This window comes from Pandoraea sp. PE-S2R-1, assembly GCF_002179865.1.
Lineage (GTDB): Bacteria > Pseudomonadota > Gammaproteobacteria > Burkholderiales > Burkholderiaceae > Pandoraea.
The window spans coordinates 41,402-68,058 of record NZ_NGUR01000019.1 but is presented as its reverse complement, the minus strand read 5'-3'; the positions used below and the strand labels follow the sequence as shown (position 1 = coordinate 68,058).

General features: G+C 63.9%; 26 protein-coding genes. 15 read left to right on the top strand and 11 right to left on the bottom strand.

Annotated elements, in window-relative coordinates; genetic code table 11:
- Positions 1 to 35: 35 nt before the first annotated feature.
- Positions 36 to 626 carry a hypothetical protein gene (locus tag CDV44_RS26485; protein ID WP_087691602.1) on the bottom strand — a complete coding sequence of 197 codons (591 nt, stop codon included), beginning with the start codon at positions 624 to 626 and terminating at the stop codon, positions 36 to 38.
- Positions 627 to 701: 75 nt separating this feature from the next.
- Between CDV44_RS26485 and CDV44_RS26480 the strand changes: the two genes are divergently transcribed.
- From CDV44_RS26480 to CDV44_RS26460, 5 genes are all read left to right on the top strand, one after another.
- Positions 702 to 2,624, top strand: coding sequence for a hypothetical protein (locus CDV44_RS26480; protein ID WP_141118815.1), 1,923 nt, complete (start codon positions 702 to 704; stop codon positions 2,622 to 2,624).
- A gap of 88 nt (positions 2,625 to 2,712) precedes the next feature.
- Positions 2,713 to 3,603 carry a phosphoribosylaminoimidazolesuccinocarboxamide synthase gene (locus CDV44_RS26475; RefSeq protein ID WP_058377643.1) on the top strand — a complete coding sequence of 297 codons (891 nt, stop codon included), beginning with the start codon at positions 2,713 to 2,715 and terminating at the stop codon, positions 3,601 to 3,603.
- Between the two features lie 17 nt (positions 3,604 to 3,620).
- Positions 3,621 to 4,136: a 5-(carboxyamino)imidazole ribonucleotide mutase gene (gene purE / locus CDV44_RS26470; RefSeq protein WP_087691600.1), complete on the top strand. Its 516-nt coding sequence runs from the start codon at positions 3,621 to 3,623 to the stop codon at positions 4,134 to 4,136.
- Positions 4,137 to 4,178: 42 nt separating this feature from the next.
- Positions 4,179 to 5,372, top strand: a complete 1,194-nt coding sequence (locus tag CDV44_RS26465; protein ID WP_087691599.1) for a 5-(carboxyamino)imidazole ribonucleotide synthase — start codon at positions 4,179 to 4,181, stop codon at positions 5,370 to 5,372.
- A gap of 3 nt (positions 5,373 to 5,375) precedes the next feature.
- Positions 5,376 to 6,455: an L-threonylcarbamoyladenylate synthase gene (locus CDV44_RS26460; RefSeq protein WP_087691598.1), complete on the top strand. Its 1,080-nt coding sequence runs from the start codon at positions 5,376 to 5,378 to the stop codon at positions 6,453 to 6,455.
- Here CDV44_RS26460 and CDV44_RS26455 read toward each other — a convergent pair.
- Positions 6,381 to 7,277: a sterol desaturase family protein gene (locus tag CDV44_RS26455; RefSeq protein WP_371328820.1), complete on the bottom strand. Its 897-nt coding sequence runs from the start codon at positions 7,275 to 7,277 to the stop codon at positions 6,381 to 6,383. The two genes, CDV44_RS26460 and CDV44_RS26455, sit on opposite strands and share 75 nt — an antisense overlap.
- Before the next feature lie 166 nt (positions 7,278 to 7,443).
- Positions 7,444 to 9,048: a D-alanyl-D-alanine carboxypeptidase/D-alanyl-D-alanine-endopeptidase gene (gene dacB, locus CDV44_RS26450; protein WP_087691649.1), complete on the bottom strand. Its 1,605-nt coding sequence runs from the start codon at positions 9,046 to 9,048 to the stop codon at positions 7,444 to 7,446.
- Positions 9,049 to 9,380: 332 nt separating this feature from the next.
- Here dacB and CDV44_RS26445 point away from each other — a divergent pair, with 332 nt between their 5' ends.
- On the top strand, positions 9,381 to 10,103 hold the full coding sequence (locus tag CDV44_RS26445) for a response regulator transcription factor (RefSeq protein ID WP_249277742.1): 723 nt from the start codon (positions 9,381 to 9,383) through the stop codon (positions 10,101 to 10,103).
- Positions 10,103 to 11,461 (top strand): ATP-binding protein, encoded by a 1,359-nt coding sequence (locus tag CDV44_RS26440; protein ID WP_087691597.1) that lies wholly within the window; start codon positions 10,103 to 10,105, stop codon positions 11,459 to 11,461. Before CDV44_RS26445 ends, CDV44_RS26440 begins: the two co-directional genes overlap by 1 nt.
- 45 nt (positions 11,462 to 11,506) lie before the next feature.
- On the opposite strand, the gene CDV44_RS26435 is transcribed toward CDV44_RS26440, so the two are convergent.
- The gene (locus CDV44_RS26435; protein WP_087691596.1) at positions 11,507 to 11,941 is read right to left on the bottom strand and encodes a hypothetical protein; all 435 of its coding nucleotides are present in this window, start codon (positions 11,939 to 11,941) and stop codon (positions 11,507 to 11,509) included.
- A 346-nt stretch (positions 11,942 to 12,287) separates the two neighbouring features.
- Between CDV44_RS26435 and CDV44_RS26430 the strand changes: the two genes are divergently transcribed.
- Together CDV44_RS26430 and CDV44_RS26425 are read left to right on the top strand one after the other, a co-directional pair.
- The gene (locus tag CDV44_RS26430; protein ID WP_087691595.1) at positions 12,288 to 13,838 is read left to right on the top strand and encodes a DegQ family serine endoprotease; all 1,551 of its coding nucleotides are present in this window, start codon (positions 12,288 to 12,290) and stop codon (positions 13,836 to 13,838) included.
- A 157-nt stretch (positions 13,839 to 13,995) separates the two neighbouring features.
- A complete protein-coding gene (locus CDV44_RS26425) occupies positions 13,996 to 14,442 on the top strand; it encodes a hypothetical protein (protein ID WP_058377651.1) in 447 nt (148 codons plus the stop codon).
- 129 nt (positions 14,443 to 14,571) lie between these two features.
- Here CDV44_RS26425 and CDV44_RS26420 read toward each other — a convergent pair whose 3' ends face one another.
- The 3 genes from CDV44_RS26420 to CDV44_RS26410 form a co-directional block, all read right to left on the bottom strand.
- Positions 14,572 to 15,180, bottom strand: a complete 609-nt coding sequence (locus tag CDV44_RS26420) for a flagellar biosynthesis sigma factor (RefSeq protein WP_087691648.1) — start codon at positions 15,178 to 15,180, stop codon at positions 14,572 to 14,574.
- Positions 15,181 to 15,185: 5 nt separating this feature from the next.
- A complete protein-coding gene (locus CDV44_RS26415) occupies positions 15,186 to 16,193 on the bottom strand; it encodes a DUF2515 family protein (RefSeq protein ID WP_087691594.1) in 1,008 nt (335 codons plus the stop codon).
- A gap of 315 nt (positions 16,194 to 16,508) precedes the next feature.
- Positions 16,509 to 17,531 carry an XdhC family protein gene (locus CDV44_RS26410; protein WP_087691593.1) on the bottom strand — a complete coding sequence of 341 codons (1,023 nt, stop codon included), beginning with the start codon at positions 17,529 to 17,531 and terminating at the stop codon, positions 16,509 to 16,511.
- A 339-nt stretch (positions 17,532 to 17,870) separates the two neighbouring features.
- Here CDV44_RS26410 and CDV44_RS26405 point away from each other — a divergent pair, with 339 nt between their 5' ends.
- The 5 genes from CDV44_RS26405 to CDV44_RS26385 all read left to right on the top strand — a co-directional run bounded on the left by CDV44_RS26405 (position 17,871) and on the right by CDV44_RS26385 (position 20,993).
- On the top strand, positions 17,871 to 18,488 hold the full coding sequence (locus tag CDV44_RS26405; protein ID WP_087691592.1) for a CoxG family protein: 618 nt from the start codon (positions 17,871 to 17,873) through the stop codon (positions 18,486 to 18,488).
- Positions 18,478 to 18,939 carry a winged helix-turn-helix domain-containing protein gene (locus CDV44_RS26400; protein ID WP_087691591.1) on the top strand — a complete coding sequence of 154 codons (462 nt, stop codon included), beginning with the start codon at positions 18,478 to 18,480 and terminating at the stop codon, positions 18,937 to 18,939. Before CDV44_RS26405 ends, CDV44_RS26400 begins: the two co-directional genes overlap by 11 nt.
- A gap of 121 nt (positions 18,940 to 19,060) precedes the next feature.
- On the top strand, positions 19,061 to 19,732 hold the full coding sequence (locus CDV44_RS26395) for a cytochrome b/b6 domain-containing protein (RefSeq protein ID WP_087691590.1): 672 nt from the start codon (positions 19,061 to 19,063) through the stop codon (positions 19,730 to 19,732).
- Positions 19,733 to 19,825: 93 nt separating this feature from the next.
- Positions 19,826 to 20,638, top strand: coding sequence for a molybdopterin-dependent oxidoreductase (locus CDV44_RS26390; protein WP_087691589.1), 813 nt, complete (start codon positions 19,826 to 19,828; stop codon positions 20,636 to 20,638).
- 31 nt (positions 20,639 to 20,669) lie between these two features.
- On the top strand, positions 20,670 to 20,993 hold the full coding sequence (locus tag CDV44_RS26385) for a hypothetical protein (RefSeq protein WP_087691588.1): 324 nt from the start codon (positions 20,670 to 20,672) through the stop codon (positions 20,991 to 20,993).
- Positions 20,994 to 21,065: 72 nt separating this feature from the next.
- Here the strand turns inward: CDV44_RS26385 and modC are convergent, their stop codons facing one another.
- The 4 genes from modC to CDV44_RS26365 form a co-directional block, all read right to left on the bottom strand.
- Positions 21,066 to 22,163, bottom strand: a complete 1,098-nt coding sequence (gene modC, locus CDV44_RS26380; RefSeq protein WP_087691587.1) for a molybdenum ABC transporter ATP-binding protein — start codon at positions 22,161 to 22,163, stop codon at positions 21,066 to 21,068.
- Positions 22,153 to 22,857: a molybdate ABC transporter permease subunit gene (gene modB, locus CDV44_RS26375; RefSeq protein WP_237172081.1), complete on the bottom strand. Its 705-nt coding sequence runs from the start codon at positions 22,855 to 22,857 to the stop codon at positions 22,153 to 22,155. The genes modC and modB overlap by 11 nt, the downstream gene beginning before the upstream one ends.
- Positions 22,858 to 22,983: 126 nt before the next feature.
- Entirely contained in the window at positions 22,984 to 23,796 is an 813-nt protein-coding gene (gene modA, locus CDV44_RS26370; protein WP_249277741.1) for a molybdate ABC transporter substrate-binding protein, read from the bottom strand.
- Positions 23,797 to 24,264: 468 nt separating this feature from the next.
- A complete protein-coding gene (locus tag CDV44_RS26365; protein ID WP_087691586.1) occupies positions 24,265 to 24,930 on the bottom strand; it encodes a TetR family transcriptional regulator in 666 nt (221 codons plus the stop codon).
- A gap of 492 nt (positions 24,931 to 25,422) precedes the next feature.
- Between CDV44_RS26365 and CDV44_RS26360 the strand changes: the two genes are divergently transcribed.
- Positions 25,423 to 26,655: an efflux RND transporter periplasmic adaptor subunit gene (locus tag CDV44_RS26360; RefSeq protein ID WP_087691585.1), complete on the top strand. Its 1,233-nt coding sequence runs from the start codon at positions 25,423 to 25,425 to the stop codon at positions 26,653 to 26,655.
- Positions 26,656 to 26,657: the final 2 nt, after the last annotated feature.

The window sequence follows — 26,657 nt, the reverse complement described above, 5'->3', positions numbered from 1 at the left end:
CGAGAAGTCAGTATCAGACTTGGGGTCTTCGGACCTCAGGTGGCAGGCCCGGCCTTCGCCAGCACACGCTGGAACAGAAGCCGGGCTTTTTCTTTGGGCATCTGTAACTGGAATTTGCCGCCCAGCTCGGAGCGGATGGTCGCGGTGAGCATCTCCACGCCATCGACGATCAGTGTCATCGGCTCGTTCATGTGCTGACGCGAGAAGTCGCGCATGCGCGTCGTCGCCCCTTCGCGCAGGCTCAGCGTGATCACCACGTCGCCATCGGGCGCGATGCCCTCGACCTGCATCGGGAACTGCAATCCCATCGTTTCGATATCTCGCGCCGCGTAGAGCGCGAAGCGCGGAATGGCGTCGTCGGGCTCCGGCGTGGCGATGGCGATCAGGCGCGGCAGCACGGGGCGGTCGTCGGCGGTCGCTGCCGTTGCCGCTGTTGCCCCCGAGGCGGCATGCGCTGGGGCCGGGCGGTGTACCGGGGCGTGGATATGCGGTGACGCCGACGATGAGGCAGCGGGGGCGGACGACTGGCCGGGCGGCGCGGCGGATGACGTCTGCGCCCCGGCGATTGGGCTGGCGAGTGCCATGACGGCCGCGATCACAACGGTGACGTTCGACGTGGTTGACATGGCAGCCCCTCTCCCGGGTGGACGTTTCCATTGTAGGCGGCACAATCGCCGCGCCAAGCAACGCAAACCCGACCCGTGGCTGGGGTTCCGGTTTCCCGTTCCTCGTTCCTCGTTACTCGTTCCTATTCCCCCGCTCGTATTTCCCACCAAGGCCGCAATTCCGTAGCCGGCTCCCGAATGCCAAAGCCCAGCCCTTGCGGACGTGAAAGTCTCTCGGCCCGGATCACCTGGTCTGATTCCGATCCCGGCAGGCCCGCTTTGGAGTTTTCGATGCCCCGTATTTTCTCGTCCCTCTTCCGCTCCCGCGCCACGGCAGTCGCGGTCGAGCCGCCGCAGCGGCAAGTGGCGGCACAGCCTGACGCACTGTCGAGCGCGCTGACCGGTGTCGCGAAACGCGCCCCGGATCGCGCACCGGATCTTCACTTCGACCGGGTAAAGCCGCCGCGCCTAGACGTGCCGATGATCACACTCGGTCAACTGGACCGATTCCAGCAAGACGCGTTGCTCTCGAATTCGGACAAAACTGCGTGGATCGAGTCATATGGCGTGAATCCGAAAACCCTCATTTGCGTGGATGGGAAATGCACTCGCTACGGATTGCTCGAATTCGGCGAGCACCGATTCATCGTCGGGCCGGCGGCCACGCCCACTGAAGGCGTGGCGTTGACCCGAATGCTCAAGGCGCATCCGGAGATCGGCGCCATCTTTTGTGTCGAGCCGGGGGCGATGCAGAAGGCAGGCGAGACCAATCGGTATCTGCCGCGACCGGCGGCCCGGTATCTCGCGAGGGTGGCGGCTCTGGGCGGGGACACCCCGCAGTCACGGCTTGCCGTACGTTCGGCCGCCGATGTTTCGAAATTCGAGGGAAGTCTCGCGCACGTGAAGTTCATGGAATTCAGCGGGATGGAACATGGCGGCGCCGCCATTTCCGGCGCGACCCTCTGGAAGGCCGGGCAGGGGGTGGCCGATTTCCTTCGCCAGCATCCGGGCAAGATCGCACTCGTGTGTTCCGAGCAAGGCATCTCGCGTCCCTGCGCCGTCATCGCCAGTGCACTGCTGCAACTGCAACAACAACCGGCTGATGGCGAACCACTGACCTTGGACGCTATCGTCGATCAGGTCGAGACACAGCGTGCCCGGCAGAGCGCATACCATATCGGCCGGGCGCACGTGAGTTTCGGGCAAATTGCCGAGTGTGCCGAACTGATCAACACGCTGAGAAGCCCCGACGGCTGGTGCATGGCTGCGAACCGCATTTTGCCCAGAGCGATTGATCGCCTCAGAGACTTCGATGGGCTTCACGTCTCGGTCATCGCACGGTGCGATCCGCCGGAGGGTTATCGCGGCCCCGTCATGCCGCCTGCGACGCTTGGATCGAATGAACTCGCGGTCTTTGTTTCAAACGGCCTGTATTTCCCGACGTACGATCAGCACATGCCCACCGCCATGCGCCCGTCAGATCCGACCGAGCTCCTGTCGGCACTGTATCGATGCCTGCAACGGATGAGTGAGAGTGACGCACGAGGGCGCACACCACCGATCAACCTGAGTGCTGAAGCCCAATGCATCGCGCGTTGGCGACACCAGATGGCCAATTATCTCGAAGCGGACTTCGACCGGACCGTCTCCCTGCTGGCGTCGACCACGTTACCGCCGAAGACCGAGCTGATCTGGCTGCCGGGGCAAACCGATTTCTTCACGGGCTTCCAGCGCACCAGCGAGCATTATCTTGGCCCGCACACCGACCGGATCTCGCTGGAGGATATCGACCCGGCCAGCCCCGACGCCGTGCGCCTGATCACCCGCACCGACGACGCCACGCTCATGTGCGACAACAAGTACTACGCGGCGTCCTCGGTCGAGCAGTGGCATCAACAATGCCAGCGGTCCCGCAAGCCCATGTCGCATCCCACCTCGCGTGCGCCGGTCGTGGCGTTGCTGGTGGGCGAGGGCCATGCGGCGCGAATTGGCGCACTGTTGCACGAGTTGGCGGTGTAAGTCCCGAAGGCCGCCGAGGGGCGCGCAAGGCGCGTATAATTACGCCTTTGCCCTTCTGACATCGGGTCCCGCCGTGACTACCCCCGCCTTGAACGCCCTGTACGAATCCTCCCTCAAGAGCCTGCCGCTGCTCTCCCGCGGCAAAGTGCGCGATAACTATGCCGTCGGCGACGACAAGCTGCTGATCGTGACGACCGACCGCCTCTCGGCGTTCGACGTCATCATGGGCGAGCCGATTCCGGGCAAGGGCCGTGTGCTCAACCAGATGGCCAATTTCTGGTTCGACAAGCTCGCGCACGTCGTGCCGAATCACCTGACCGGCGTCACGCCGGAATCGGTGGTGTCGGCCGACGAAGCCGCCCAAGTGGCCGGCCGCGCCGTCGTGGTCAAGCGCCTGAAGCCGATTCTGGTGGAAGCCGTGGTGCGGGGTTATCTGGCCGGCAGCGGCTGGAAAGACTATCAGGCCACCGGCGCCGTGTGCGGCGTGAAGCTGCCCGCAGGCTTGCAAAACGCACAGCAACTGCCGGAGCCGATCTTCACGCCGGCCGCCAAGGCCGAGCTGGGCGAGCACGACGAGAACATCAGCTTCGACGACATGGTGAGCCGCATCGGCCGCGAGTTGGCCGAGCAGATCCGCGAGATCTCGATTCGCCTGTACAAGGAAGCCGCCGCCTACGCCGCCACGCGCGGCATCATCATCGCCGACACGAAGTTCGAATTCGGTCTCGATGACGACGGCAAGCTGCATCTGATGGACGAGGCCCTGACGGCCGATTCGTCGCGCTTCTGGCCGGCCGATTCGTACGCCGTGGGCAGCAACCCGCCGTCGTTCGACAAGCAGTTCGTGCGCGACTGGCTCGAGACGCAAGTGTGGGGCAAGACCCCGCCCGCGCCGAAGCTGCCGGATGAAGTCGTCGAGAAAACCGCTGCGAAGTACCGCGAGGCGCTTGAGCGCCTGACCGGCCAGCAACTGGCCTGAGCGGGACGAAAACGACAATGACTGCAACGAGCGATAAACAAGCCGTAGCGCCCCGCGTGGGCGTGGTGATGGGGTCCAACTCGGACTGGGAAGTGATGAAGAACGCGGCCGCCATTCTGGCCGAGTTCGGCGTGCCGTACGAAGCGCAAGTGGTCTCGGCGCACCGCATGCCGGACGACATGTTCCGCTATGCCGAAGCCGCTCGCGAGCGCGGGCTGGTGGCGATCATCGCCGGTGCCGGCGGTGCCGCGCACCTGCCCGGCATGATTGCCGCGAAGACGACCGTGCCGGTGCTGGGTGTTCCGGTGCCGAGCAAGTACCTGCGTGGCGAAGACTCGCTGCTCTCGATCGTGCAGATGCCCAAGGGCGTGCCGGTCGCGACCTTCGCGATTGGCGAAGCCGGGGCGGCCAACGCGGCGTTGTTTGCCGTGGCCATGCTCGCTGCCGACGACAAGACGCTGGCCGACAAGCTCGACGCCTTCCGCGCCAAGCAAACCGAAGCGGCGCGCGGCATGACGCTGCCGGCACTGTAAAAAAACAAGCCCGTCCCCGCACGCTTTCTCGCCTCAACGAAGATGAATCCTGCCTCCGCTGCGCCCATCCTCCCCGGTCAATGGCTGGGTATGCTGGGCGGCGGCCAACTCGGCCGCATGTTCTGTTTCGCCGCCCAATCGATGGGTTACAAGGTCTGCGTTCTCGACCCGGACCCGCGCTGCCCGGCGGGTGCCGTGGCCGACCGTCTGATCGTGGCCGATTATCGCGACGAAACCGCACTCGCCGAGCTGGCAGCGTTGTGTCCGGCCGTGTCGACCGAGTTCGAGAACGTGCCGGCGCAGTCGCTCGACTTCCTCGCGCAAAGCACCACGGTGAGCCCGGCGGGCCGCTGCGTTGCGATTGCGCAGGACCGAGTGGCGGAGAAGCGATTCATTGAAAGCTGCGGCGTGCCCGTGGCCCCCCATCTGGTGATCGAGTCGACCGACGCGCTGCACGCCATTGGCGACGCAGCGATCGAGACCGTGCTGCCGGGCATTCTGAAAACCGCCCGCATGGGCTACGACGGCAAGGGGCAGGTGCGCGTCAATACGGCCGCTGAAGCGCGTGCTGCGTATGCCGAAATGGGCGGCGTGGCGTGCGTGCTGGAGAAGCGTCTGGCGCTGGCCTATGAAGTGTCGGTGCTGAGCGCGCGTGGCGCCGACGGCACCGTCGCGACGTATCCGCTCGCGCAGAACGTCCATATCGACGGCATTCTGGCCACCACCACCGTCCCGGCGCCCGATGCGGCCCCGGCGCTCGCCGATGCTGCGCGCGCGGCAGCAGCGGCCATTGCGTCGCAAATGGACTACGTGGGCGTGCTGTGCGTCGAGTTCTTCATCCTCAAGGATGGCTCGCTGATCGCAAATGAGATGGCACCGCGTCCGCACAACAGCGGTCACTACACGATCGACGCATGTGCCGCGAGCCAGTTTGAACAACAGGTGCGCGCCATGGCCGGCCTGCCGCTGGGCGAGACGCGTCAGCATTCGCCCGCCGTGATGCTCAACGTGCTGGGCGACGTGTGGTTCGAAGGCGACGCTAAGGATCAACCCCGCGCACCGGCGTGGGACGACGTCGTGGCACTGCCGTCGGCGCGTCTGCATCTGTACGGCAAGGAAGAAGCGCGCGTGGGCCGCAAGATGGGTCACATCACGTTTGCAGGCGCCACGCTCGACGAGGCGCGCGATGCGTGCGTCACGGCGGCGGCCAGCCTCAATATCGCGCTGGAAGACTGAGCGATGACGTCGTCGCAGGCCTCTCGCATCGTCATGCCGTCTGCGGAAGCGATCACGCAGGCCGCCGGGCAACTGGCAGCCGGCGAACTGGTCGCGTTCCCGACCGAGACCGTCTACGGCCTCGGGGGTGACGCCGAGAACCCGCAGGCCGTCGCGGCCATCTATGCGGCCAAGGGCCGGCCGGCGAATCATCCGGTCATCGTGCATTTCTCGCCCGAGGGCGACCCCGGTTACTGGAGCGACGACGTGACGCCTGCCGCGCGCAAGCTCATGGACGCCTTCTGGCCCGGCCCCCTCACGCTGATCGTCAAACGTGCGCCGCACATTCCGGCGGCCGTGTCAGGCGGTCAGGATTCCGTTGGACTGCGTGTGCCGTCGCATCCCGTTGCGCAGGCGCTGTTGCGCGAGTTCGCCCGTGTGAAAGGCGGTGCCAGCGGGCAGGGTGGCGTGGCGGGGCCGTCGGCCAATCGATTTGGTCAGGTGAGCCCGACCGCTGCACAGCACGTGCGCGACGAGTTCGCCGGTCTGCCGGGCGTGACCGTGCATGTGCTCGACGGCGGCGAAGCGGCCGTGGGTATCGAATCGACCATTGTGGATTTGTCGCGGGGTTTCCCGGCGCTGCTGCGTCCCGGGCATATCACGCCGGAACAGATCGCCGAAGTGCTGGGCGAGATGCCGCGCCTGCCGGGACAGGACACCAATGCGCCGCGTGCGTCGGGCACGCTCAAGGCACATTACGCACCGCGCACGCCGCTCTATCTCTGCGACGCGGCGCAGTTCGCGCCCGCGCTGGCGGTGCATCCGAAAGGCGAGCGCGTGGCCGTGGTGGCCTTCGCCGGCACGCTGGCGGCGCTGCCGTCACTGTCGGGTGCCGGCACATTGGTGGAATTAGGCGACGACGTGGTGAAGTTCACGCTGCCGCCCACGCCCGACGCGCTGGCGACCGATCTCTACGCGCTGCTGCGCCGTCTGGATCGGGCAAACGTCACGCGTATCCTCTTCGAGCGCTTACCGGATACGCCCGCCTGGGCTGCCGTCAACGACCGCCTCGGCCGCGCTGCGGCGGCTTTCGAGCAAGCCTGACGACCATTCGGGCGGCCCGAACAGGGCCATCCACTTGTTACGCCAGCCGGGCAGCGTGATCGCATCGCGCGCCATCGACCCCCACTCGTGAAACGTCAGCGTGATCGGGTTGTGGGTGTGAATCTGATTCACGATGCCGTACTCGCATGGCTCCGCGTCGCTTTCTTCCACATACGAACCGAACAGGCGATCCCAGATCACCAGCACGCCCGCGTAATTGCGGTCGATGTAACGCGGGTTGCGTGCATGATGCGCGCGGTGAATCGAAGGCGTATTCAGCACATACTCCAGCCAGCCGAGTTTCGGAATGGCCTGCGTGTGCACAAAGAACTGAAACGCGAGATTGAGCAGCACCACGCCGACGATCTGAATCGGGGTGAAGCCGATGAGTGCCATCGGCGTCCAGAACAACCACATGCCCGCGACGGGATACATCAGGCTCTGGCGGAACGCCGTCGACAGGTTGAGCCGCTCCGACGAGTGATGCACGACGTGCGCGGCCCACAGCCAGCGAATGCGATGGCTGGCGCGATGGAACACGTAGTAGAGGAAGTCCTGCACAACGAAGAGCAGCAGGAAACCGACCCAGCCCGCCGGCATCGTGTAGATGCGGTGGTGGTCGTAGAGCCACGCGTAGAACGGCACGATGAGCAGCCAGGCGAGCTTGTCGGCGCCTTGATGCATGAGCGCGAGCGTGGCGTTGCTCACGGTGTCTTTCAGGCTGTACATGCCGGGGCGGCGGCGTCGCCAGTACCACGCTTCGATACCGATACACAGCACGAACACGGGCGCGAGCGCCAGCAGAATCAACTCGACGTTCATGACCTCGCGTCTCCTCACGATAGGGTCATCTGACCGGCGTCTTTCCGTCTGAGCGGAAATGACGCCGATGAAGCGTCTATTCTGAGGCCAATGTCACGCCTTGGCGCAGCGGCTAGAGTGAATCCTCGAAAGCCGCTTTTGCACTCGATGAGTGTTCAGGGCGCGTTCAGGGCGCGTTCTCGTACACCCACGAAATCAGCGCATCGTTGAAGGCGCGCGTGTTGTTGGCCTTCGCGTCGTTCACGAGGGAAACCACCACGTAGATGTCGCCGTTGCGCGTGCCGACATAGCCTGCCACGGCGCGAACATCGTCGAGTGTGCCGGTCTTGATGTGCGCATTGCCCGCCACCGGGCTGCCGGTCAGGCGATTGCGCATGGTGCCGTCCACGCCGACCGTCGGCATGGATTCGACCAGCACCTGCGCCGTCGGGCTGTTGATCGCGTGCTGCAAGAGCCCGGTCAATTCGGCGGCACTGATGCGTTCGCGGCGCGACAGGCCGGAGCCGTTTTCCACCACCAGACCCGGCATCGACAGATCGTGCTTGTCGAGCCAGCGATCGAGGGCTGCGCGCGAGCGCGTGACGCTGGCCGGTGTCTTGCCATCAGGCGGCAGGCCCAGTGTCAGGAACAACTGACGCGCCATCACGTTGTTGCTGAACTTGTTCATGTCGTGCACGACTTCGGCGAGCGTCTGGCCACGGTGCGTGACGAGCAGCTTCGCCCCGGGGGGAACCATGCCGGTGCGCACGTTGCCGTTGAACTGACCGCCCGACGCTTGCCACAGTGCCCGGAAACCGCCGAGGAAGAAGCGGTCGCGATCGGGCGCGGCAACGTTCCAGTCCTTGTCTTCGCAGGCGGTCGGGTACGTGCCCGAGAAGCGCGCGACGTACATGCCGTCGGCGCCCTGATTGAGCGTCGGATGAATGCGGGTGAGCCAGTCGCCGCAATTACCGGCATCCGTCGACGACAACTCGTTGGACACTTGCAGATTCGCCAGCGGCGGCAGCACGTTCACGTTGACGGTGCCGTTCGGGTTGCCCGAGAAGCTGAACGAGACGGCCTTGAACGAATACAGCAGCGCGTCGGGTGCGACGTTGTACGGGCGGTCGCCACCGCCATCGATCGCTTCGATCGCGCCGATGTCCGAGCTATAAGCGGAGCGGTCGAGCACGATGTCGCCGTTGATGTTGGTGACACCAGCGTTGTGCAACTCGGCGACGAACTTCTCCATTTCTTCCGGCACGAGCTTCGGATCGCCGGTGCCCTTGAAATACAGATTGCCGTTGAGTGTGCGGCCGTCGAACTGGCCGTCGGTGAACGCCTGCGTGCGCCAGCGATAGTCGGGGCCGAGCGTGTCGAGTGCGGCAATCGTCGTCACGAGTTTCATCGTCGACGCGGGATTGCGCGGCACCTTCGCGTTCATGGAGATGAGCGGTGCAGCAAGACGGCCGCGCGTTTGCAGCGGATTGTCGACCTTCGCCACGATCACGCTCACGTGGCCCGCGGGCACCTTGCTGGCAGCGAGCAAACGGGCAAGCGGCGCGGGCAGCGGCGTGGCGCTCGGGGCGGCGGCCGGCACCTTCGGCATCTTGTGCTTGGCAGGTTTCGCTTGTGCGGGCGCGCTCATCGCGACGGCGACGGCAAACGCGGCACAACCTGCGGCACGCGCGACGGCGACAGCCGCCGAACGTGTGGTTGCATGCGAGGACGTGCCGCAAGGTGCGTGCGCAGACAACGACGTGGTGGAAAGGGAGCGAGCGGACAAAAGCATGTGGCGGGAGCGGCGGAAGACGCGCATGGCGGGCGGTGTTCTCCAGTGTTACGCGCAGCGAAACCGCACGGACACCTTGGCAGGTGCGGGGGCGTGCGGCGGGCTGCGGGCGAAGCGGTCGTGTGTTCGGCGTGCGGTGGCGAGCGTCTGACGCGCACCGCACAATGTCCGCCATTGTAAGTCGGGCATGCAACGAACTGTCGCTACAATGGGTCGAAAATCGACGGAATGTCACTCAGAGGCAACATCGCCGATGGCGCGGGTGACGTCGCAATTGCGCACGGCAACGCGGACTACCGCGTGATGATGTCGCGCCGTTGGGGGCCAAATACATGCGAATTCTATTGGTGGAAGACGACGCGATGATCGCTGCGGCAGTGACGAAAGGCCTGCGGCAGGACGGCTGGACGGTCGATCACGTCGACGATGGTCAGCGCGCGCTCGATGCCCTGTCGCTCGAGACGTACGACGCGCTGCTGCTCGACCTCGGGCTGCCACGTCGCGACGGTATCGACGTGTTACGTACGTTACGAGCACGTGGTCAAACACTGCCGGTCATCATCGCCACCGCACGCGATGCGGTGGCCGATCGCGTCAAAGGACTCGATGCCGGTGCCGACGACTATCTCGTCAAACCGTTCGATCTGGATGAGCTGGCGGCGCGTTTGCGGGCGCTGGTGCGGCGCCAAGCCGGGCGCAGCGAACCGTTGCTGAGACACGGCGGCATCGTGCTTGACCCTGCCACACGGCAAGTGAGTTGCGATGGCACACCGGTGACGCTGTCAGCGCGCGAATATGCGGTGCTCGAAGCGTTGCTCAACCGGCCCGGGGCGGTGCTGTCCAAATCGCAACTCGAAGAGCGCATTTACGGCTGGGGCGAGGAAATTGCGAGCAACACCGTCGAGGTGCATATCCACGGGCTGCGTAAGAAACTCGGTGCCGATGCCATCCGTACCGTACGGGGCGTCGGGTACATGATGCCGTCGCCGGGCGTGCAGGGCACGCAGGCCGCGTCGGGTATATCAGGTGGCGCGGCTGCGCCGGAGGCCGAGTGATGCGCTCGATCCGTCGCCGTCTGCTCGTCGGCCTGCTGCTCACGCTTGTTGCGGCACTGTTGCTCGCGGGCATCGCCATCTTCCGTCAGGCGCGTACCGAAGCCAACGCGCTGTTCGATTTCCAATTGCAGCAAATGGCGTTGTCGCTGCCTGCCGAGCCGTTTTCCAGCGTGCCGGGCGACCATAGCGACGCGGGCGGGCTGGTGATCCAGATCTGGAGCCGAAACGGCGTCGAGCTGTATTACTCGCATCCGCGCACGCCGTTGCCGCCGCGTGCCGAACTAGGGTTCACGACGGTACAGACGCCTGAAGGCGATTGGCGCGTGTATGCGGCGCTCGTGGGCGACAACGTCGTGCAACTGGCACAACCGATGGTAATTCGCGATTCGCTCGCGGTGTCGATGGCGCTGCGTACGCTGTTTCCGCTGGTCATTGCGATGCCGATTCTCGCGCTGCTCGTGTGGATTGTCGTTGGCCGTGGGCTGCAACCGCTGCGACGGGTAACGCGCGCACTCGATGCCCGCGCGCCCGGGGCGCTTTCCGAGTTGCCTGAGGCCGGGCTGCCGGACGAGGTGCGCCCGCTCGTGCGTGCGCTCAATAGCTTGCTCGGAAGACTCGACGAAGCGCTCGTACAGCAGAAGGCCTTCGTCGCCGATGCAGCCCATGAGCTGCGTACGCCACTGGCCGCGTTGCAATTGCAGGTGCAGTTGCTGGAGCGCGCGCACACGGACGAGGCGCGCGCTGAAGCGATGCGCGATCTGCGTGATGGTGTACGTCGCGCGTCGCATCTCGTGGGGCAGTTGTTGACGTTGGCGCGTCAGGAGCCCGACGCCGCACGCGCGGCGAGTGCGTTCACCGAGTTGCCGCTCACGCCGGTGCTGCATGACGTGGTGGCGCATCACGCGGCGCTGGCGGTGGCACGCGGTATCGATCTGGGGCTGGATGCGCCCGACGACATGGCTGCGCGTGCGCGCGTGCATGGCGACGCCAACGCGTTGCAGACGCTGTTCGGCAACCTCGTGGATAACGCGCTGAAATACACACCGCAAGGCGGGCGAATCGACGTGCGGCTTGTGAGCGCCGGCCCGGTGACCGTAGAGGTCGAGGACACCGGCCCGGGCATCGCACCGGCCGAGCGTGAGCGCGTGTTCGATCGATTCTTCCGGGGTGGGGACGGTGAACCGTCAAAGACGGGCGATGCCCGTGCGGAAGGGAGTGGCCTCGGGCTGGCGATCGTGCGCAATATTGCGCAGGCTCACGGCGCGCGAGTCGAGTTGCTGGATGCGCGCGGCGACCATGGTTTGCGCGTTCGTGTGAGTTTCGACGCCGCCGCATCTGGTGTACCGCCATCGCTTTGATGTGTTGAAGACGCGCGACGCAATCTTGCGCCGCGCTGCCTGACCTCACCCACGCGTCACGTTCGTGACCTTGTCGTTTTCAATGGTGAGCGTACGGCGCTCGGGGCGATGATCGCGTGTGAGCGGCATGGCCTTGCCGTCCTGTTCGCCGATGCGCCACGGGCAGCCTTGCAGCAGCGACTTCGCTTCGGTCAGTGACTTGCCGACGATGGCATTGTCCGCCGGGGTTTCCCGGTTGCAGTTGCCTTGGGCCTGCTGTGTACCCTGCATGCCCTGCGCAGCTTGCATCCCTTGTGTGCCTTGCATCCCCTGCGCTTGCGTCGAATCGGCGGGGCCTTGTGTGCCCATGCCGTTGCCTTGCATGCCACTACCGTTCCCCGGGGCGGCCTGCGCGGAGAACGCCAGCGCCATGCCGAGCATGAAGCCTGCGGTGCCGATAGTGCGCGTGGCGCGAGCCAACATCGAATCAGTGGTTTGCATCGTGATGCCTCCTGAATACGTGAGTGCGTGAAGGGTGGAAGGTGAAGCTCATGCGGCGCGAAATCGCACCACCTTGCCACCGTAGCCAGCGGGGCACACCACACGCAAGCCGAACCACGCGAGCCCCGCTATCAAACGCCTGCAAGCGTTACGCATAGCAATCAACATCTTGTCTTCCTGTGCACGATGCGTGACACCCTCATCCGAACGGATGTCGCATCGACGCCCTTTGGATTTCCACCGCGACGATTCTCCGTCGTCACGTTTTCCGGTCTTAAGGTTCTCTTAAGGGAGCCTCTCTACGATCACAGTCATGTCAAACGTGGTCGTCTGGAAGGAGAGACTCATGCGGACTTCGAAGCTCACTCGTACGTTGGTTGCTGGCGCCGTGCTCGTCGCATTGACGGGCGGTTATGTCGCGGGTCGTCAACACTGGCAGGCACCGCTCGCCTCGGACGTGGTTTCCGACGCCAGCGCGGCGTTGCCGGCCGCTGCCTCGGCACCGGGCGTCGTCAATACGTCGAATACCGCACCGCGCATGCTGGTGCCGGACTTCTCGCAACTCGCGGAACAATACGGACCGGCCGTAGTCAACATCAGTGTGACGCACGATGGGAAACCTTCGGCGGGCCGTGGCGCTTCGACAATGCCGATGCCGCCGGGCATGGATCAGAACGATCCGTTGTTCCAGTTCTTCCGCCACTTCTACGGTGCGCCGGGTAACGACGGCGGCGATGGGGGTGACGATGGCGGCAGCAGCGCCGACAGCGGACCGACGCGCAGCCTCGGCTCGGGCTTTATCGTGAGCCCGGACGGCTACATCCTGACCAATGCGCACGTCGTTGACGATGCGAGTCAGGTGACGGTGAAACTGACCGACAAGCGCGAGTACAAGGCGAAGGTGGTGGGCAGCGACAAGGCGAGTGACGTGGCGTTGCTCAAGATTGCCGCGACCGATCTGCCGACGGTAAAGATTGGCGATCCGTCCAAGTCGAAGGCCGGTGAATGGGTGGTGGCCATCGGCTCGCCCTACGGTTTCGACAACACCGTAACGGCGGGCATCGTATCGGCGAAAGCGCGTGCGTTGCCCGACGAGAATTACACGCCGTTCATTCAGACGGATGTGCCGGTCAACCCGGGCAATTCGGGCGGACCGCTGTTCAATCTGAACGGTGAGGTCATCGGTATCAACTCGATGATCTACTCGCGGACCGGTGGCTTCCAGGGGCTGTCGTTCGCGATTCCGATCGACATGGCGATGAAGGTCAAGTCGCAGCTTCAGCAGTACGGCAAGGTGAGTCGTGGGCGCATCGGCGTGACGATTCAGGAAGTGAATCAATCGCTGGCGAAGTCGTTTGGTCTGCCCAAGCCGACCGGGGCACTCGTCTCGTCGATCGACAAGAACGGTCCTGCGGCGAAGTCCGATCTCAAGGCGGGCGACGTGATTCTCGCAGTGAACGGCGCGACCATCAACGACTCGGTGCAACTGCCCGAGAAGATCGCCGATATGCGTCCGGGACGGACCGCGACGTTGACGGTGTGGCGTAACGGCGCGCAGCAAACGGTGTCGGTGAAGGTGGCGGCGCTGAATGAGAAGAAGGACGTGGCAAGTGCCGACGATTCGGCCACGCACGGTCGGTTGGGGCTCGCGGTGCGCGAACTTTCGCCGGACGAAAAGCGTGCGGCGCAGGTGACGAACGGTTTGCTCGTCGCCCGTGCCGGTGGCCCGGCAGAGCAGGCTGGCGTGCAAGCGGGCGACATCATTTTGTCGCTCAACGGGACGCCGGTGACGAGCGCCTCGCAACTGAGCGACAAGCTCAAGAAGGCGGGCAATAATGTCGCGTTGCTTGTGCAGCGCGACGGGCAACAGATTTTCATCCCGGTCGATCTCGGCTAAGGCGAGTCACGCAGTTGAAGACGCGCCGCCGAGGGCGGCACTCGCGGGATGCCACGCACTACCTTGTGTGCCGGCGCGGCTGCGGTGTCATCGCAGAGATACCGCCGCCGTACCGGCACGATCCGGCATCGTGAAGTCATGAAACGGGAGGTCGAACATGTGGCAACAATGGCAACGCTGGTCAGTGGCAGGTGCCACGGCCGCTGTGCTGGCAGGCAGTCTGGGCGGTATCGGGCTGGCGCACGCACAGGGCGGCAATCTGCCGCAGGAGATGCATCAGGGCAACGTGACGTACGTCTCCGGGGGTATCGATAGCGACGAATCCGGCGCGTTCAAGCGCTCGGCAGGCGGTTGGCCGCTATCGATCGAGATGGCGGCGCGCGGCGACGGAGCGAACGAGTATGTGGCCGATGCGCAGGTGCAGATCATGCGCGGCGGCGAGACGGTACTCGATGCGCATTCGCGCGGGCCGTTCATGCTGGTGAAGTTGCCCGCGGGCGACTACACCGTGAAGGCGACTTACAACGGCAAGCCCATGACGCGGGAAGTGAAGGTGCCCGCCAAGGGGCATGCCACGGCAACATTCTTGTGGCCGCACGATTGATGTGCCGATCGATCCGCAGCCACGGATGAGGGAGTAACCCAGGTAGTTGGCAGTACCCGTAGCAACGAGTGAGCGAGTTGCGCCGCCGAAAGGCGGCGCTTTTTTTATGGGTGGTTGTTTAAGGCGCGATCAGAGAAACACTACATCCGATAACGCGATGGTAATCAGATAACGAACCTTGCCCGGTCTCGTTTCTTCGCCGAAGCTGCGAATGTTGATGGACACTTGATACTTGTCGTCAGCCTGCCAGCGTGTCGTCGGTGCATCGTCGTTCTTTTCGATTGCGGCTCTCGTTTCTGGAGAGTCCAAGCGTGGATGGGGGCCGCTATAGTGTTGTACCCGCCATCCGCCTCGTTCGAACTGGTCTTGTAGATCGGTCACGATTGCCATGGCATCGTCGAGTAGCAATGTTCTGACTTGTGGCGAGAGTCTGAGCGACGAGACCTTGCCATGATCGTCATACATTACCGCGAAGAACTTTGCTGGCGGGGTTACAAATCCGAATTGAGCGTCGACGAAACGCAGCGTTGCGGGGCGAGTTACGTGACCGAACCAACCCCTGCCGGGTACTTCGGGAGGGAGTGTGGAGCGTGATCGCTGTCGCGCATGCTCGTACGGCTCCCCAATCGTGAGGGTGACTTCATCAACGGGTCGTGCGATCACGTATATGAACCATGCGGATGCGAGGGCAAGCAGGCCCCACAACGTGTACTTTTTCCATGGGAAACGTCGATGCATTGTGGTCATCTGGCGTGAGTGATCAGGTAAAGCGAGTTTTCGATTAGGACTTTCTGCTTCGGATCCTTGAGTAGGGCGTCGAACTGCGCTGCCAGTCGCAATGTGAATTCCAGACGCTGTCCGACGTTTGAAAGGTCGGCGAAGGGTTTGTCGCTGAACCTCACGACCTTGGCGTCCGTGTTGGGGAGTTCGCATTCAACTGCCAGCGTCAACTGTATTTCCTTGGCCGATCCGGTTGGGAAGCTAGTTACCCACAGGAAGTGGTTTGCGCGCATCAACGATGCAAACATCCAGTCCTCGTAGATTGCGGGTTGCAATATGTTGACCTGCTCATGGCGGGCAAGATAGTCCACCCCCAGCGGAATATTCCCGCTATCGATGGCCGAGAATCCCTTAATCACATCCGGCCAATCCTCACCGAACTGAACCTCACGCTCAATTTCCCACAGCACTGAGCCACGCAATTGCTTGCGTTCAGCGAGGCATTGCTGGAGTCGTTTCAGCCCGTATTCCTTGTAGAACATATGCAGCGGCCAAACATCGAGGAATAGCGCCATATTCCCTTTGGCGAGCATTTCGTACACCGTCGCGGCACCCGCACCTTCCCCCTGATCGGGCATCCGTACGCGCGGCGAGTGAACGGGCGACATTTGCTCCAGCAGCGAGCTACTCCCGCGCCACTTCTGATAGTCGTCTCGTTGCTGATTCGACTTCTCGAACAAGGCTCGGGCATTGAGCAACCCGCACCCAACTTGTTTCGAAGCAAATGCCGCTAGCCCGGCCCATCGAAAGCGCCGGTCACCCAGCCACAACTTGGCGTATTCCGCATTGATGCGGCGATTACGTGCGATCGGATCGGCGACGGCAACGATGGCCTCGGCTCTCTTCTGATAGAAGCGCCACATCTCGACGCATTCGTGTCGGTCGTCGTCGCGCTTTTTGCGCGCAGCAGCGGCGTCATCGAGCCGGTTGGGATAACAAACGGGGCAGCTTTTATCTTCGCAAGGCGTCACGGAGGTTCTTTCGCAGTGTCTTGGTAAGGGGGCGACCGCCAACCATTGCAATGCGGAGAATCAGTGCGAGCAGACGCGTCCTCCACATCGCAAAAGTGACGGTGAATCGAATGTCACGATGGAACGTGTGAGACGCGGTTTTAGATCAGGAATGGGACGAATGCCCCAATTCAGGCGGGAGAATATGAAGAGTCCCATTGAAACCGAGTCCTTTCGGTCTCAATGGGGCACTACGAACCTAACGGATAGCGCAGGGGAGGCGAGTCCTCCACTCAGGTCGACGAAGCTGCCGGTCGCGTGGGGGCAAACAGCCGATCAAGCCGCCGTACGGCATTCCGAGGCGGGTGCTGCGTTGTCCAGATCGTCCGGCGAGCGCACCGCAAACGTCTGCGTCACCGTGATGCCGTTCTTGATGGCGGTCATCTCGGCGAGAATCGCCACGGCAATTTCGGCGGGCGTGCGCGCGCCGAGATGCATGCCGACCGGGCCGTGCAGCCGCTCGATTTCCTCCAGACTCAGATCGAACAACGACAGCCGCTCGCGGCGCCGCGCGTTATTCACGCGTGAGCCGATCGCCCCGATATAGAACGCGGGCGACTTGAGTGCTTCGAGCAACGCCATGTCGTCGAGCTTTGGATCGTGCGTGAGCGTGAGCACGGCACTGTGCGAGTCGAGTTGCAGCCGTACGATCAGGTCGTCGGGCATCTCGCGCGAAAGCTCGGTGCCCGGCACCTGCCATTCGTCCGCATACTCGGTGCGCGGGTCGCAGACGATCACGTGATAGTCGAGCGCGTTGGCCATGCTCGCCACGTATTTCGACAACTGCCCGGCGCCGATGACCACTAGCCGATGGCGCGGGCCGTGCGACGTGATCAGGCGTTCGCCGTCGAATTCGACCGACGGCGTGCGATGGCCCGGTGCAATCTGCACCGCACCGTTGGTCATGTCGAGCTCGCGCACCACGAGGCGGAATTGCGAGATGGCGTCGAGCAAATCGGGAATGCGCGACGATTCACGCACCGGTTCGAGCACCAGTTGCAGCGTGCCGCCGCACGGCAAGCCAAAACGATGGGCCTCTTCAGCCGTCACGCCATAACTCGTGATCTGCGGCCGGTCTTGCGGCCAGTCCCCCGCGCGGATGCGCGCGATGAGATCGTCTTCGACGCAACCGCCGGAGACGGAGCCGACCAGATGGCCGTCTTCACGAATTGCGAGCATCGAGCCCACGGGGCGCGGGGCCGAGCCCCACGTACGCACGACAGTGCCCAGCGTGACGAAAAAGCCCGCGCGGGTCCACTGTACGGCGGACTTCAGCACTTCCAGATCGACACTGTCCATTGCACGGTTCCTTCGCCATTACGCGAGCGGCGGCCCGGATGGGCCACGGCACCGAAGTCGCGGCCACGCGGCAATGCCAGTGCACAACAGGCACTCGCCCGCGAAGCGCGGAGGCCAGTGCCGATGCAGGCAGCCGAGGGACCGGCTGTTGCCGAAGAGATACCGCTCGATGTGATCCGGCGAGTATATCGCGCCCGCGCCCACCTTGCCTTGCGCTGTATTCGAGCGGATATTCGGCAGGAGACTCCCATGACGGGAACTCGTGTCACAATGCTTTGATGTTCGAGACGATTCCGTATTCCATATTCCGTATGGCCTGACGGCAAAGGGGAAAGGGCAATGGAACTTCAGAACCGCCGGCAATTGCCGATGGCGCGAGACGTCGCATGGATCGCGCTGAACGATCCCGGCGTATTGCGCCAGTGCATTCCCGGGTGCGAATCGCTCGATCGCCTCGACGACACCACCTGGTCGATCGTGATGTCTGCGTCGGCGGGGCCGGTCAAAGGGCGCTTCACCGGGCGCATGACGCTCACCGACGTGATCGCGCCGACCTCATACACCCTCCATTTCGACGGCCTGGGCCCGTCAGCCGGCTTCGGACGCGGCACGGCCGCCATCACGCTCCAACCGCAAGGACCGATGAACACCGTACTGACTTACGACGTGCACGCCAAGATCGGCGGCGAACTTGCGCACGTCGATAACGCGCTGGTCGACGACGCGGCGCGCCGCTTTGCCGACGAATTCCTGACCCGTTTCATTGCGGTCGTCGCACCGCACCACGCCGTGGGCGAGCCCGTGGCCGCCGATGGCGAGGTGGCGGCCGCCATGGCGACGGGCGCGGCGACGCGTGAGAGTTCTCCGGCACGCAGCCCGTTGTCGCGCTGGTGGCCGTGGGCCGTGGCCGCCGTCATCCTGATTCTCATTGTGATGTGGGGGAACCATGCCAGCTGAGCGTCGTTCGGGAAAGACCGGCGCGGCCGGTGCGGCTGACGCCCCGCAAGCGGTGGCCAAGACGCCAGCACAGCCCGGCGTGGCCGGTTATGACGTGCGCGTGCGCATTCGCGACGGCGACGCGCCCGTGTTCGGTCCCGGGCGTCTGTCGCTGTTGCGCGCTATCGACGAGACGGGCTCGATTTCGGCCGCAGCCCGTGGCATGGGCATGTCGTACCGGCGCGCATGGTTGCTCGTGGAGGCAATGAATCACGAATTCCGTGAGCCGCTAGTGACGCGCCACATCGGCGGCGTGTCGGGTGGCGGGGCGCAACTCACGCCGTTCGCCCAGAACCTGACGGCGCACTACGACACGCTCATCCGGGAGATCCGCTCGCTGCTGGACGCCCATGTACCGACCTTCGACGCCTATCTGAAGGGCGGCCCGGTACAGGATCCCGACGACGCGTAGCTCCGTAATTCCACGAGTCCTGACCAAATCTCACAAAATGATTATCTTTTCGACAGGACTTTGTGACTGAAAACGCACGACACTGTCTCCATCGACGCCAAAAACAAGCGATGGAGACGTCATGCAAGCCGCCACGAAACCTTCTGCTGCACACGAGCCCGCCGAGCACACCGAGCGGGCTCCCTCGCCACCCCCGGCCCCCGGCGCCTCGCCGGTAGTTCAGCCGGGCTGGTTGCGCGTCACCCATTGGATCAACGTACTGGCTGTGCTCGTGATGATTACGAGCGGCTGGCGCATCTATAACGCCTCCCCGCTGTTCGACTTCCGCTTCGCCAATGGCATCACGCTCGGCGGCTGGCTCGGTGGCGCACTGCGCTGGCACTTCGCGGCAATGTGGCTGCTCGCGGCCAACGGCCTTGTCTATCTGCTGCTGAATCTGGCGAGCGGGCGCATGGCGCGCCGTTTCTTCCCGCTGTCCGTCAAAGGCATCCTGCACGACGCGTTTGCCGCGTTGCGCGGCCGTCTCGCGCATGCCGATCCGCGTCACTACAACTATGTGCAGCGTGCCGCGTACCTGTTCGCCGTGCTCGATCTGGTGTTGCTTATCGCGTCGGGTCTCGCCATCTGGAAGCCCGTGCAGCTCAGCTTGCTGTGCGATCTGTTCGGCGGGTTTCAGGGCGCACGCTGGGTGCACTTTCTAGCGATGTCAGGGTTGGTGGCCTTCATCGTGGTGCACGTGGTCATGGTGGCGCTCGTGCCCCGCACGCTGCGCACGATGATTACCGGGCGCTGAGCGTCCGGCCGTCATCGGAACCCGATCACACGATCTCACGCGAACTTCAGCGATCTCACAAGCGAACACACAGGCTCAGGACGAGACACTGCCATGGCTTTCTTCAAACGTAACGACGACAAGACCTCGCTGATCGTGCGCGACGGCGACGCGATCCTCAAAGAAGCGCGCACGCTGGTGACACGCCGCGTGACGGAGCCGTCGCGCCGTGCGTTTCTTTCCCGCACGTTGTCGCTGGGGGGTGTGGCGCTGCTCTCGGGGTGCTCGCTCGACGACAACGCCGGCGTCGAATCGGCGCTCGACAAGATGTCGCGCTGGAACGATCGGGTGCAGGCGGCGCTGTTCCGCTCCGATGTGCTGGCACCCACTTTTTCGGCGTCGCAGATGACGCGGCCGTTTCCGTTCAACGCGTTCTATTCGATGGACGAGGCTCCGGTGGTCGACGCTGCGGACTATCAACTGGAGCTGTCGGGCCTGATCGCCGACAAGGCGTCATGGAACCTCGACACGCTGCGCACGTTTGCGCAGGCACGTGCCGCCGAGCAGATCACGCGTCATGTGTGCGTGGAAGGGTGGAGTGCGATCGGGCGCTGGGGCGGCGTGACGTTTTCCGACTTTCTCAAACGTATCGGCGCCGACACCACCGCACGCTACGTCGGCTTCAAGTGCGCCGACGACTACTACACGAGCATCGACATGCCGACGGCACTGCATCCGCAGACGCTGCTCGCGCTGACGTACGACGGCCAGACGCTGCCGAGGGAGTACGGCTTTCCGATGAAGTTGCGTATCCCGACGAAGCTTGGCTACAAGAATCCCAAACATATCCGCGCGATTTTCGTCACGAATACGTACCCGGGCGGGTACTGGGAAGACCAGGGCTACAACTGGTTTGGTGGCAGTTGATTTTTCTCACTCAATTCATGGAGCAACGACAATGAAAATGCGATATCTGGCAGTGATGACGATGGGCCTTGCACTCGGCACCGGCGCGGCGTTTGCGCAGGACGCCATGAGCAAGGGCGATGCGATGGGTCAGCAAATGGACAAGAGCGGTTCGATGTCCAAGGACGGCATGTCCAAGGGCGGCGCGATGTCCAAGCACGATGCCATGGGCAAGGGCGACGCGATGAGCAAGGGCGGCGCCATGTCCAAGGGGGATGCGATGGGCAAGGGCGGCGCGATGTCCAAGGGCGATGCCATGGGTAAGGGCGACGCGATGGGCAAGGGCGATGCGATGAGCAAGCCGCAAGGGCAGTGAGAGGCTACCGGGCGTCGCGGTGAAGTTCTGCCGTGACGCCCGGTGTGTTGGCGCTTTCTTGTTGACGCTTTGTCAGCGCGTGAGGGCGACCGACTTGATCAGCAGGTACACCTCGCGCGCCGGCGCGAGTTGCAGTTGATCGGCGGAGAAACGCGTGATGCGCGCATGCATCGGCGTGCCGTCGGGCAGCGTGGTTTGCACTTCCACCGAATCGCCGAGATCGCGTAGCGCGCTGACGCGGGCCGGCAACACGTTCAACACGCTGGTTCGCGTCGGCGGCTCCGTGGCGACGGCCACATCGCGAGCGCGCACCAGAATCCGGCAGACGTCGCCCGCTTCACCGCTCACGCGCGGCACGCGCAGGCGAATCGTGGCGCTGCCATTGACGGCAAGCTCGGTCAGCCCGTACGCGGCGTCGTGCGCGACCACCTTGGTTTCCAGCACCGTCCCCGGCGCTTCGGCGGCGCCGTCGAGCGCATCGCGATGCAGATTGAGCACATCGGCCGGATTGCCCTGCGAGATCGTGCGGCCCTCACGGAACAACACCACCTGATCGGCCAGGCGCATCACTTCGTCAAGCGAGTGCGTGACGTAGAGCACCGGCAACTTCAGTTCGTGCCGGATGCGGTTCAGGTAATCGAGCACTTCCATGCGTCGCGAGTGATCAAGCGAGGCAAGCGGCTCGTCCATGAGCAACAAGCGCGGGCACGACAACAGCGCACGGCCGATACCCACACGTTGTTTTTCGCCGCCCGACAGGGCACCGGGACGACGGCTGAGCAGATGGCCGAGATTGAGCACTTCGACGACGTGGTCGAGCGCAATCGCGCCGGTGCCTGCCGCGCTCACGTCGCGACGTCGCAGCCAACGGCCGAACAGCAGGTTCTGACGCACGGTGAGATGCGGCAGCAGACGTGCGTCCTGAAACACGTAGCCGATGCGGCGCCGCCACGTTGGCAGCGCGATACCGGCGGCGCTGTCGAAGAGCACGTCGTCGCCGACGACGATGCGCCCGGCCTCCGGTTTCAGCAGACCGGAGACGGCATTGACGACCGTGCTCTTGCCACTGCCGGACGGCCCGAACAGCGCCGTGACGCCCATGCCGGCGGCGAATTCGGCGTCGAGCTGGAACGCGCCGAAGCGATGTTGGAGGCGAACTTCAACCGTCATAACCAAGCGCCTTGCGATTACCGAAGCGAATCAGCACTTCAGAGAAAATGAGCGTGGCGACGGCCAGCACGACGGAAATGGCGCACAGGCGCCAGACCATCGCGTCGCCGTCGGGCACCTGCGTTGCCGTGTAGATCGCCAGCGGCAGCGTCTGTGTCTGCCCGGGAATATTCGAGACGAAGGTGATGGTGGCGCCGAACTCACCCAGCGCTCGTGCGAATGCCAGCACGAAGCCGTGCAACGCACCGGTGGCCGTGAGCGGCAGCGTGACCGTCAGGAACGTCAGCCACGGTCCGGCACCGAGCGTTTGCGCCGCTTGTTCGAGTTTGGTGTCTGACGCTTCGAGCGCCTGCCGGATGGCTCGCACGAGTAGCGGAAAACCCATCACCCCGGCTGCGAGCGCGGCACCCGTCCAGCGAAACGCGAACGTGAGGTTGAACCACTCGCGCAGCAGTTTCCCGATGGCACCTTGCGCGCCGAACAACACCAGCAGCGCAAAACCCACGACGACGGGCGGCAGCACGAGCGGCAGGTGGAGGATGGCATCGAGCAGCGCCTTGCCGGGGAAATTCCGGCGCGCGAGCAACCAGGCCGCTGCGTAGGCGAAGGGCAGGCTGCACAACGTGCCCCATAGGCCGACGCGCAAACTGAGTTCGACGATGCCCCATTCTTCCGGGGTAAGACTCATGGACATACGGCGAGCACACCTTGAAAGGATCCGCGTGAATGGGTGCCATGTGCGCCGTGGCAGGCGCACATGGCAAAACCGGGGCTGTCGAGGACAGTCCCGGTCTGGGTTCGCTAATCTTACAGACGCGAATTACGGACGCGTGAAGCCGTAACGCTGGAAGGTCGCGAGGGCGGCCGGCGTCGTGATGAACTTGTAGAACGGATCGGCGGCTGCGCGATCGGCCTGCTTCGTCACGGCGACCGGATAGACGATCGGGGCGTGGCTGTCGGCGGGGAACGTGCCGGCGATACGCACGCGCTTCTCGGCGTTCGCATCCGTCTTGTACACGATGCCGTACGGCGCTTCGCCGCGAGCCACCAGCAACAGCGCGTTACGTACGTTGTCGGCAGCGGCGACCTTGCCTTGCACCTTCGACCAGACGCCCAGCTTTTCGAGCGCGGCCTTGCCGTAGAGGCCTGCGGGCACGTGGGCCGGATCGCCCATGGCGAGCTTGCCGTTGCCCAGCTTGCCGTCGAGGTCGACGCCCGGCTTCAGGTCCACGTCACCCGACGTGGTCGTCGGGGCGATCAGTACGAGTTCGTTACCCAGCAGATTGCGACGCGATGCCGTGTCGATCAGGTCATGCTTTTGCGCGTAGTCCATCCAGTCCTGGTCGGCCGAGATGAAAAGGTCGGCCGGTGCCCCCTTTTCGATCTGGCGGGCGAGCGTGGAGCTGGCGCCGTACACGAGCACCGGCTTCTTGCCGGTTTCCTTGGTGTAGGCGGCGGACAGATCGTCGAGCGCGTCTTTCATGCTGGCCGCGGCGAACACTTGCTGAGCGGCGGCCTGACCGGCGAACAGCAGGCTCGCGCCGATGGCGGCGGTGCCCAGTGCGCGGCGCAGCGTCACGCGCGAATGGGCGGCTTGGGGCTTGTTGGGCGTAGCAGTAACGACAGCTTTCACAGGGTGGTCTCCAGCATGTAGTGGCTTGATGGTCTTGCGAAGTCGTGCGAAATCCGAACGCTGCGCGGGCGATGTCCACGCAATCGCGTTGCAAACGCAGTTGCGAAATTGCAACGGTGGTGCAACGGGGACACTGCGAAATTGCGGCGCAATCGCTGCAAGACAGCAGTGAGCGCGCCATGGCATCGGCGCCATGATGGTGCGTCGCGTTGTGTAGGATTATATATAACGGTGCGACGCTGTACAGGTATACGAAGTATCACGGCGTCCGAATGGATTTCGGCGCGGTAACACCGCATGCGGATCTCGAATATTCGGGACGGCAGATGAAATGCTGCGTCCGCGCGCATCCCGTACTCATCAAAAAAAGCAGGCACCGCGAAGGGTGCCTGCTAATTAATATATGTACTAAATCGGGAGTCGAACGATTCGGGCGATTCGGGCGATTCGGGCGATTCGGGCGATTCGTTACGCCATAGCTGCCGTTTTCGCCGGCGCGCCGGGCCGCAGCATGGCGGGGCTGGTGCGCAGCATGTCAAAGAACCCGTCGACGATGGCGTCGCACTCCAGGCCGAGATCGTAGTCGGGCAGGAACAGCCAGTCCGACATCATGCCGACCACCAGTGCGTGCAGCATGATCGCGGCGCGCCGGGTGTCGAGCCGCGCGGGCAGTTGGCCGCGCTCAATGGCCCGTTCCATATCGCGCATGATGCGCTGCTTGCCGTCGGCGCAAGCTTCGCGCTGACGATCGAGCACCGAGAGCATCTCGTTGGTGTATTCACACTTGTGGAACAGAATGTCGAGCACGCGGCGGCGACGCTCGTTGCGCGCCGTTTCCTTGAGTACCAGCTTGCAGATATCGTGCATGCGCACCATCGGGTCGCCGTGCTCGGGTTCGGCACATTCTTCGTCGATCATGCGCTCCATCGGCAGACGGATACGGTCCGTCATCGCGTTGAAGAGGTCGATCTTGTTCTTGAAGTGCCAGTAAATCGCGCCGCGGGTGAGGCCGGCGGCTTCGGCGATGTCGGCCAGCGATGTGCGCGACACGCCCTTCTGTGCGAACACCGTCTCTGCGGTGTCGAGCAACAGGTTGCGCGTCTCTATCGCTTCCTCTTTGGTTCTGCGGGCCATCGTCGTGTCACGGGAACAGCGGAAATTGTGGAAGGTGATGTAAACCGCGCCGCTTTATGGTGCGACGCAATGCGATTTACATACATTCATGAATGTATCTATAATAGCAGCCGCTTGCTCTATTGCACAGGGACCATTTAAGCTCCTTCGACTACGGGAAACACCTGAAGGGGCCCGAGGGGGCGATCCGACAGAGGGGAGCCGCTCGCGGCTGTTGTCTGTCACCTGGTGTCCCGGAGCCTGTTCGACGATCCACACGAGTGCCAGCACTGGCGGTGAATGCCGCGCTGGGGCACGCGACCGGTAGCGATCCGGGCTCACCCCCGATCATCTGCGCTACCGGTTCGCCGCCGTCCGGTGACCCGTTGCCTGACACTCGCTTGCCCGCCTATGTGCGATGGGATTGCGGACCGGCCTTCGCCGTCGCAATCGTCGCAACGTACTGGTTACTTGTCATTTTGTTTGACCGCATTCCATTTATCGGGGGCGTATATGCACGTCAAGAGAAGTTCACTGGGGATGGTCACTGCCGTGGCACTCGCGGTTTTGACCCTGGCCGCGTGCGGCAAGAAGCCGCAGCAGCCGCAGGGCATGGTGCCGGAAGTCGGCGTCGTGACGCTGCAACCTCAGAACGTAACACTGACGACCGACCTGCCCGGACGCACCTCGCCCTACCGCGTCGCCGACGTGCGTGCGCGCGTCGACGGCATCGTGCTCAAGCGCGACTTCACTGAAGGCGGCGAGGTCAAGGCAGGACAGCGTCTGTACAAGATCGATCCGGCCACCTATCAGGCCGCCTACGAGAACGCCAAGGCGACCCTCGCCAAGGCTGTGGCGAATCAGGCATCCACCAAGCTGCTGGCCGACCGTTACAAGTCGCTGGTGGCCGTCGAAGCCGTGTCGAAGCAGGATTACGACAACGCTGTGGCCGCCGCTCTGCAAGCCGATGCCGACGTTGCTGCCGGCAAGGCTGCCGTCGATACGGCGCGCATCAACCTTGGCTACACCGACGTGCCGGCCCCGATTACGGGCCGCACGGGGCTGTCGCAAGTGACCGAAGGCGCGTACGTGCAGTCGGGCGCGGCCACGCTGATGACCACGGTGCAGCAGATCGATCCGATGTACGTGGACGTGACGCAATCGGCCGCCGATGGCCTGCGTCTGCGTCGCGCACTGGCCGATGGCAAGCTGCAAAGCGCGGGTCCGAACGCTGCCAAGGTGGAACTGACGCTGGAAGACGGCACCAAGTATCCGCTGGACGGCAAGCTGCAATTCTCGGACATCACCGTCGACCAGACGACCGGCTCGGTGACCGTGCGCGCGATCTTCCCGAACCCCAACCGCGAGTTGCTGCCGGGTATGTTCGTGCACGCCAAGCTGGCCGAGGGTGTGAAGGAAGGCGGGTTGCTGGTGCCGCAACAAGGCGTCACGCGTGACCAGAAGGGCCAGCCGACCGCGCTCGTCGTGAACAAGGAAGGCAAGGCCGAACTGCGCCAACTGGTGACCGATCGTGCGATCGGCGACAAGTGGCTGGTGACGTCGGGTCTGTCTGCGGGCGAACAGGTGATCGTTTCGGGTCTGCAAAAGGCGCGTCCGGGCGCACCGGTGAAGGCCGTGCCGGCGCAACTGCCGGGCGCTGCGCCGGCGCCGGCGGGTGCCAGCGCACCGGCTGCTGCCGACCCTGCCACGCAGGCGAGTGCTGCTTCGGCCGCCAAAGCTCAATAACG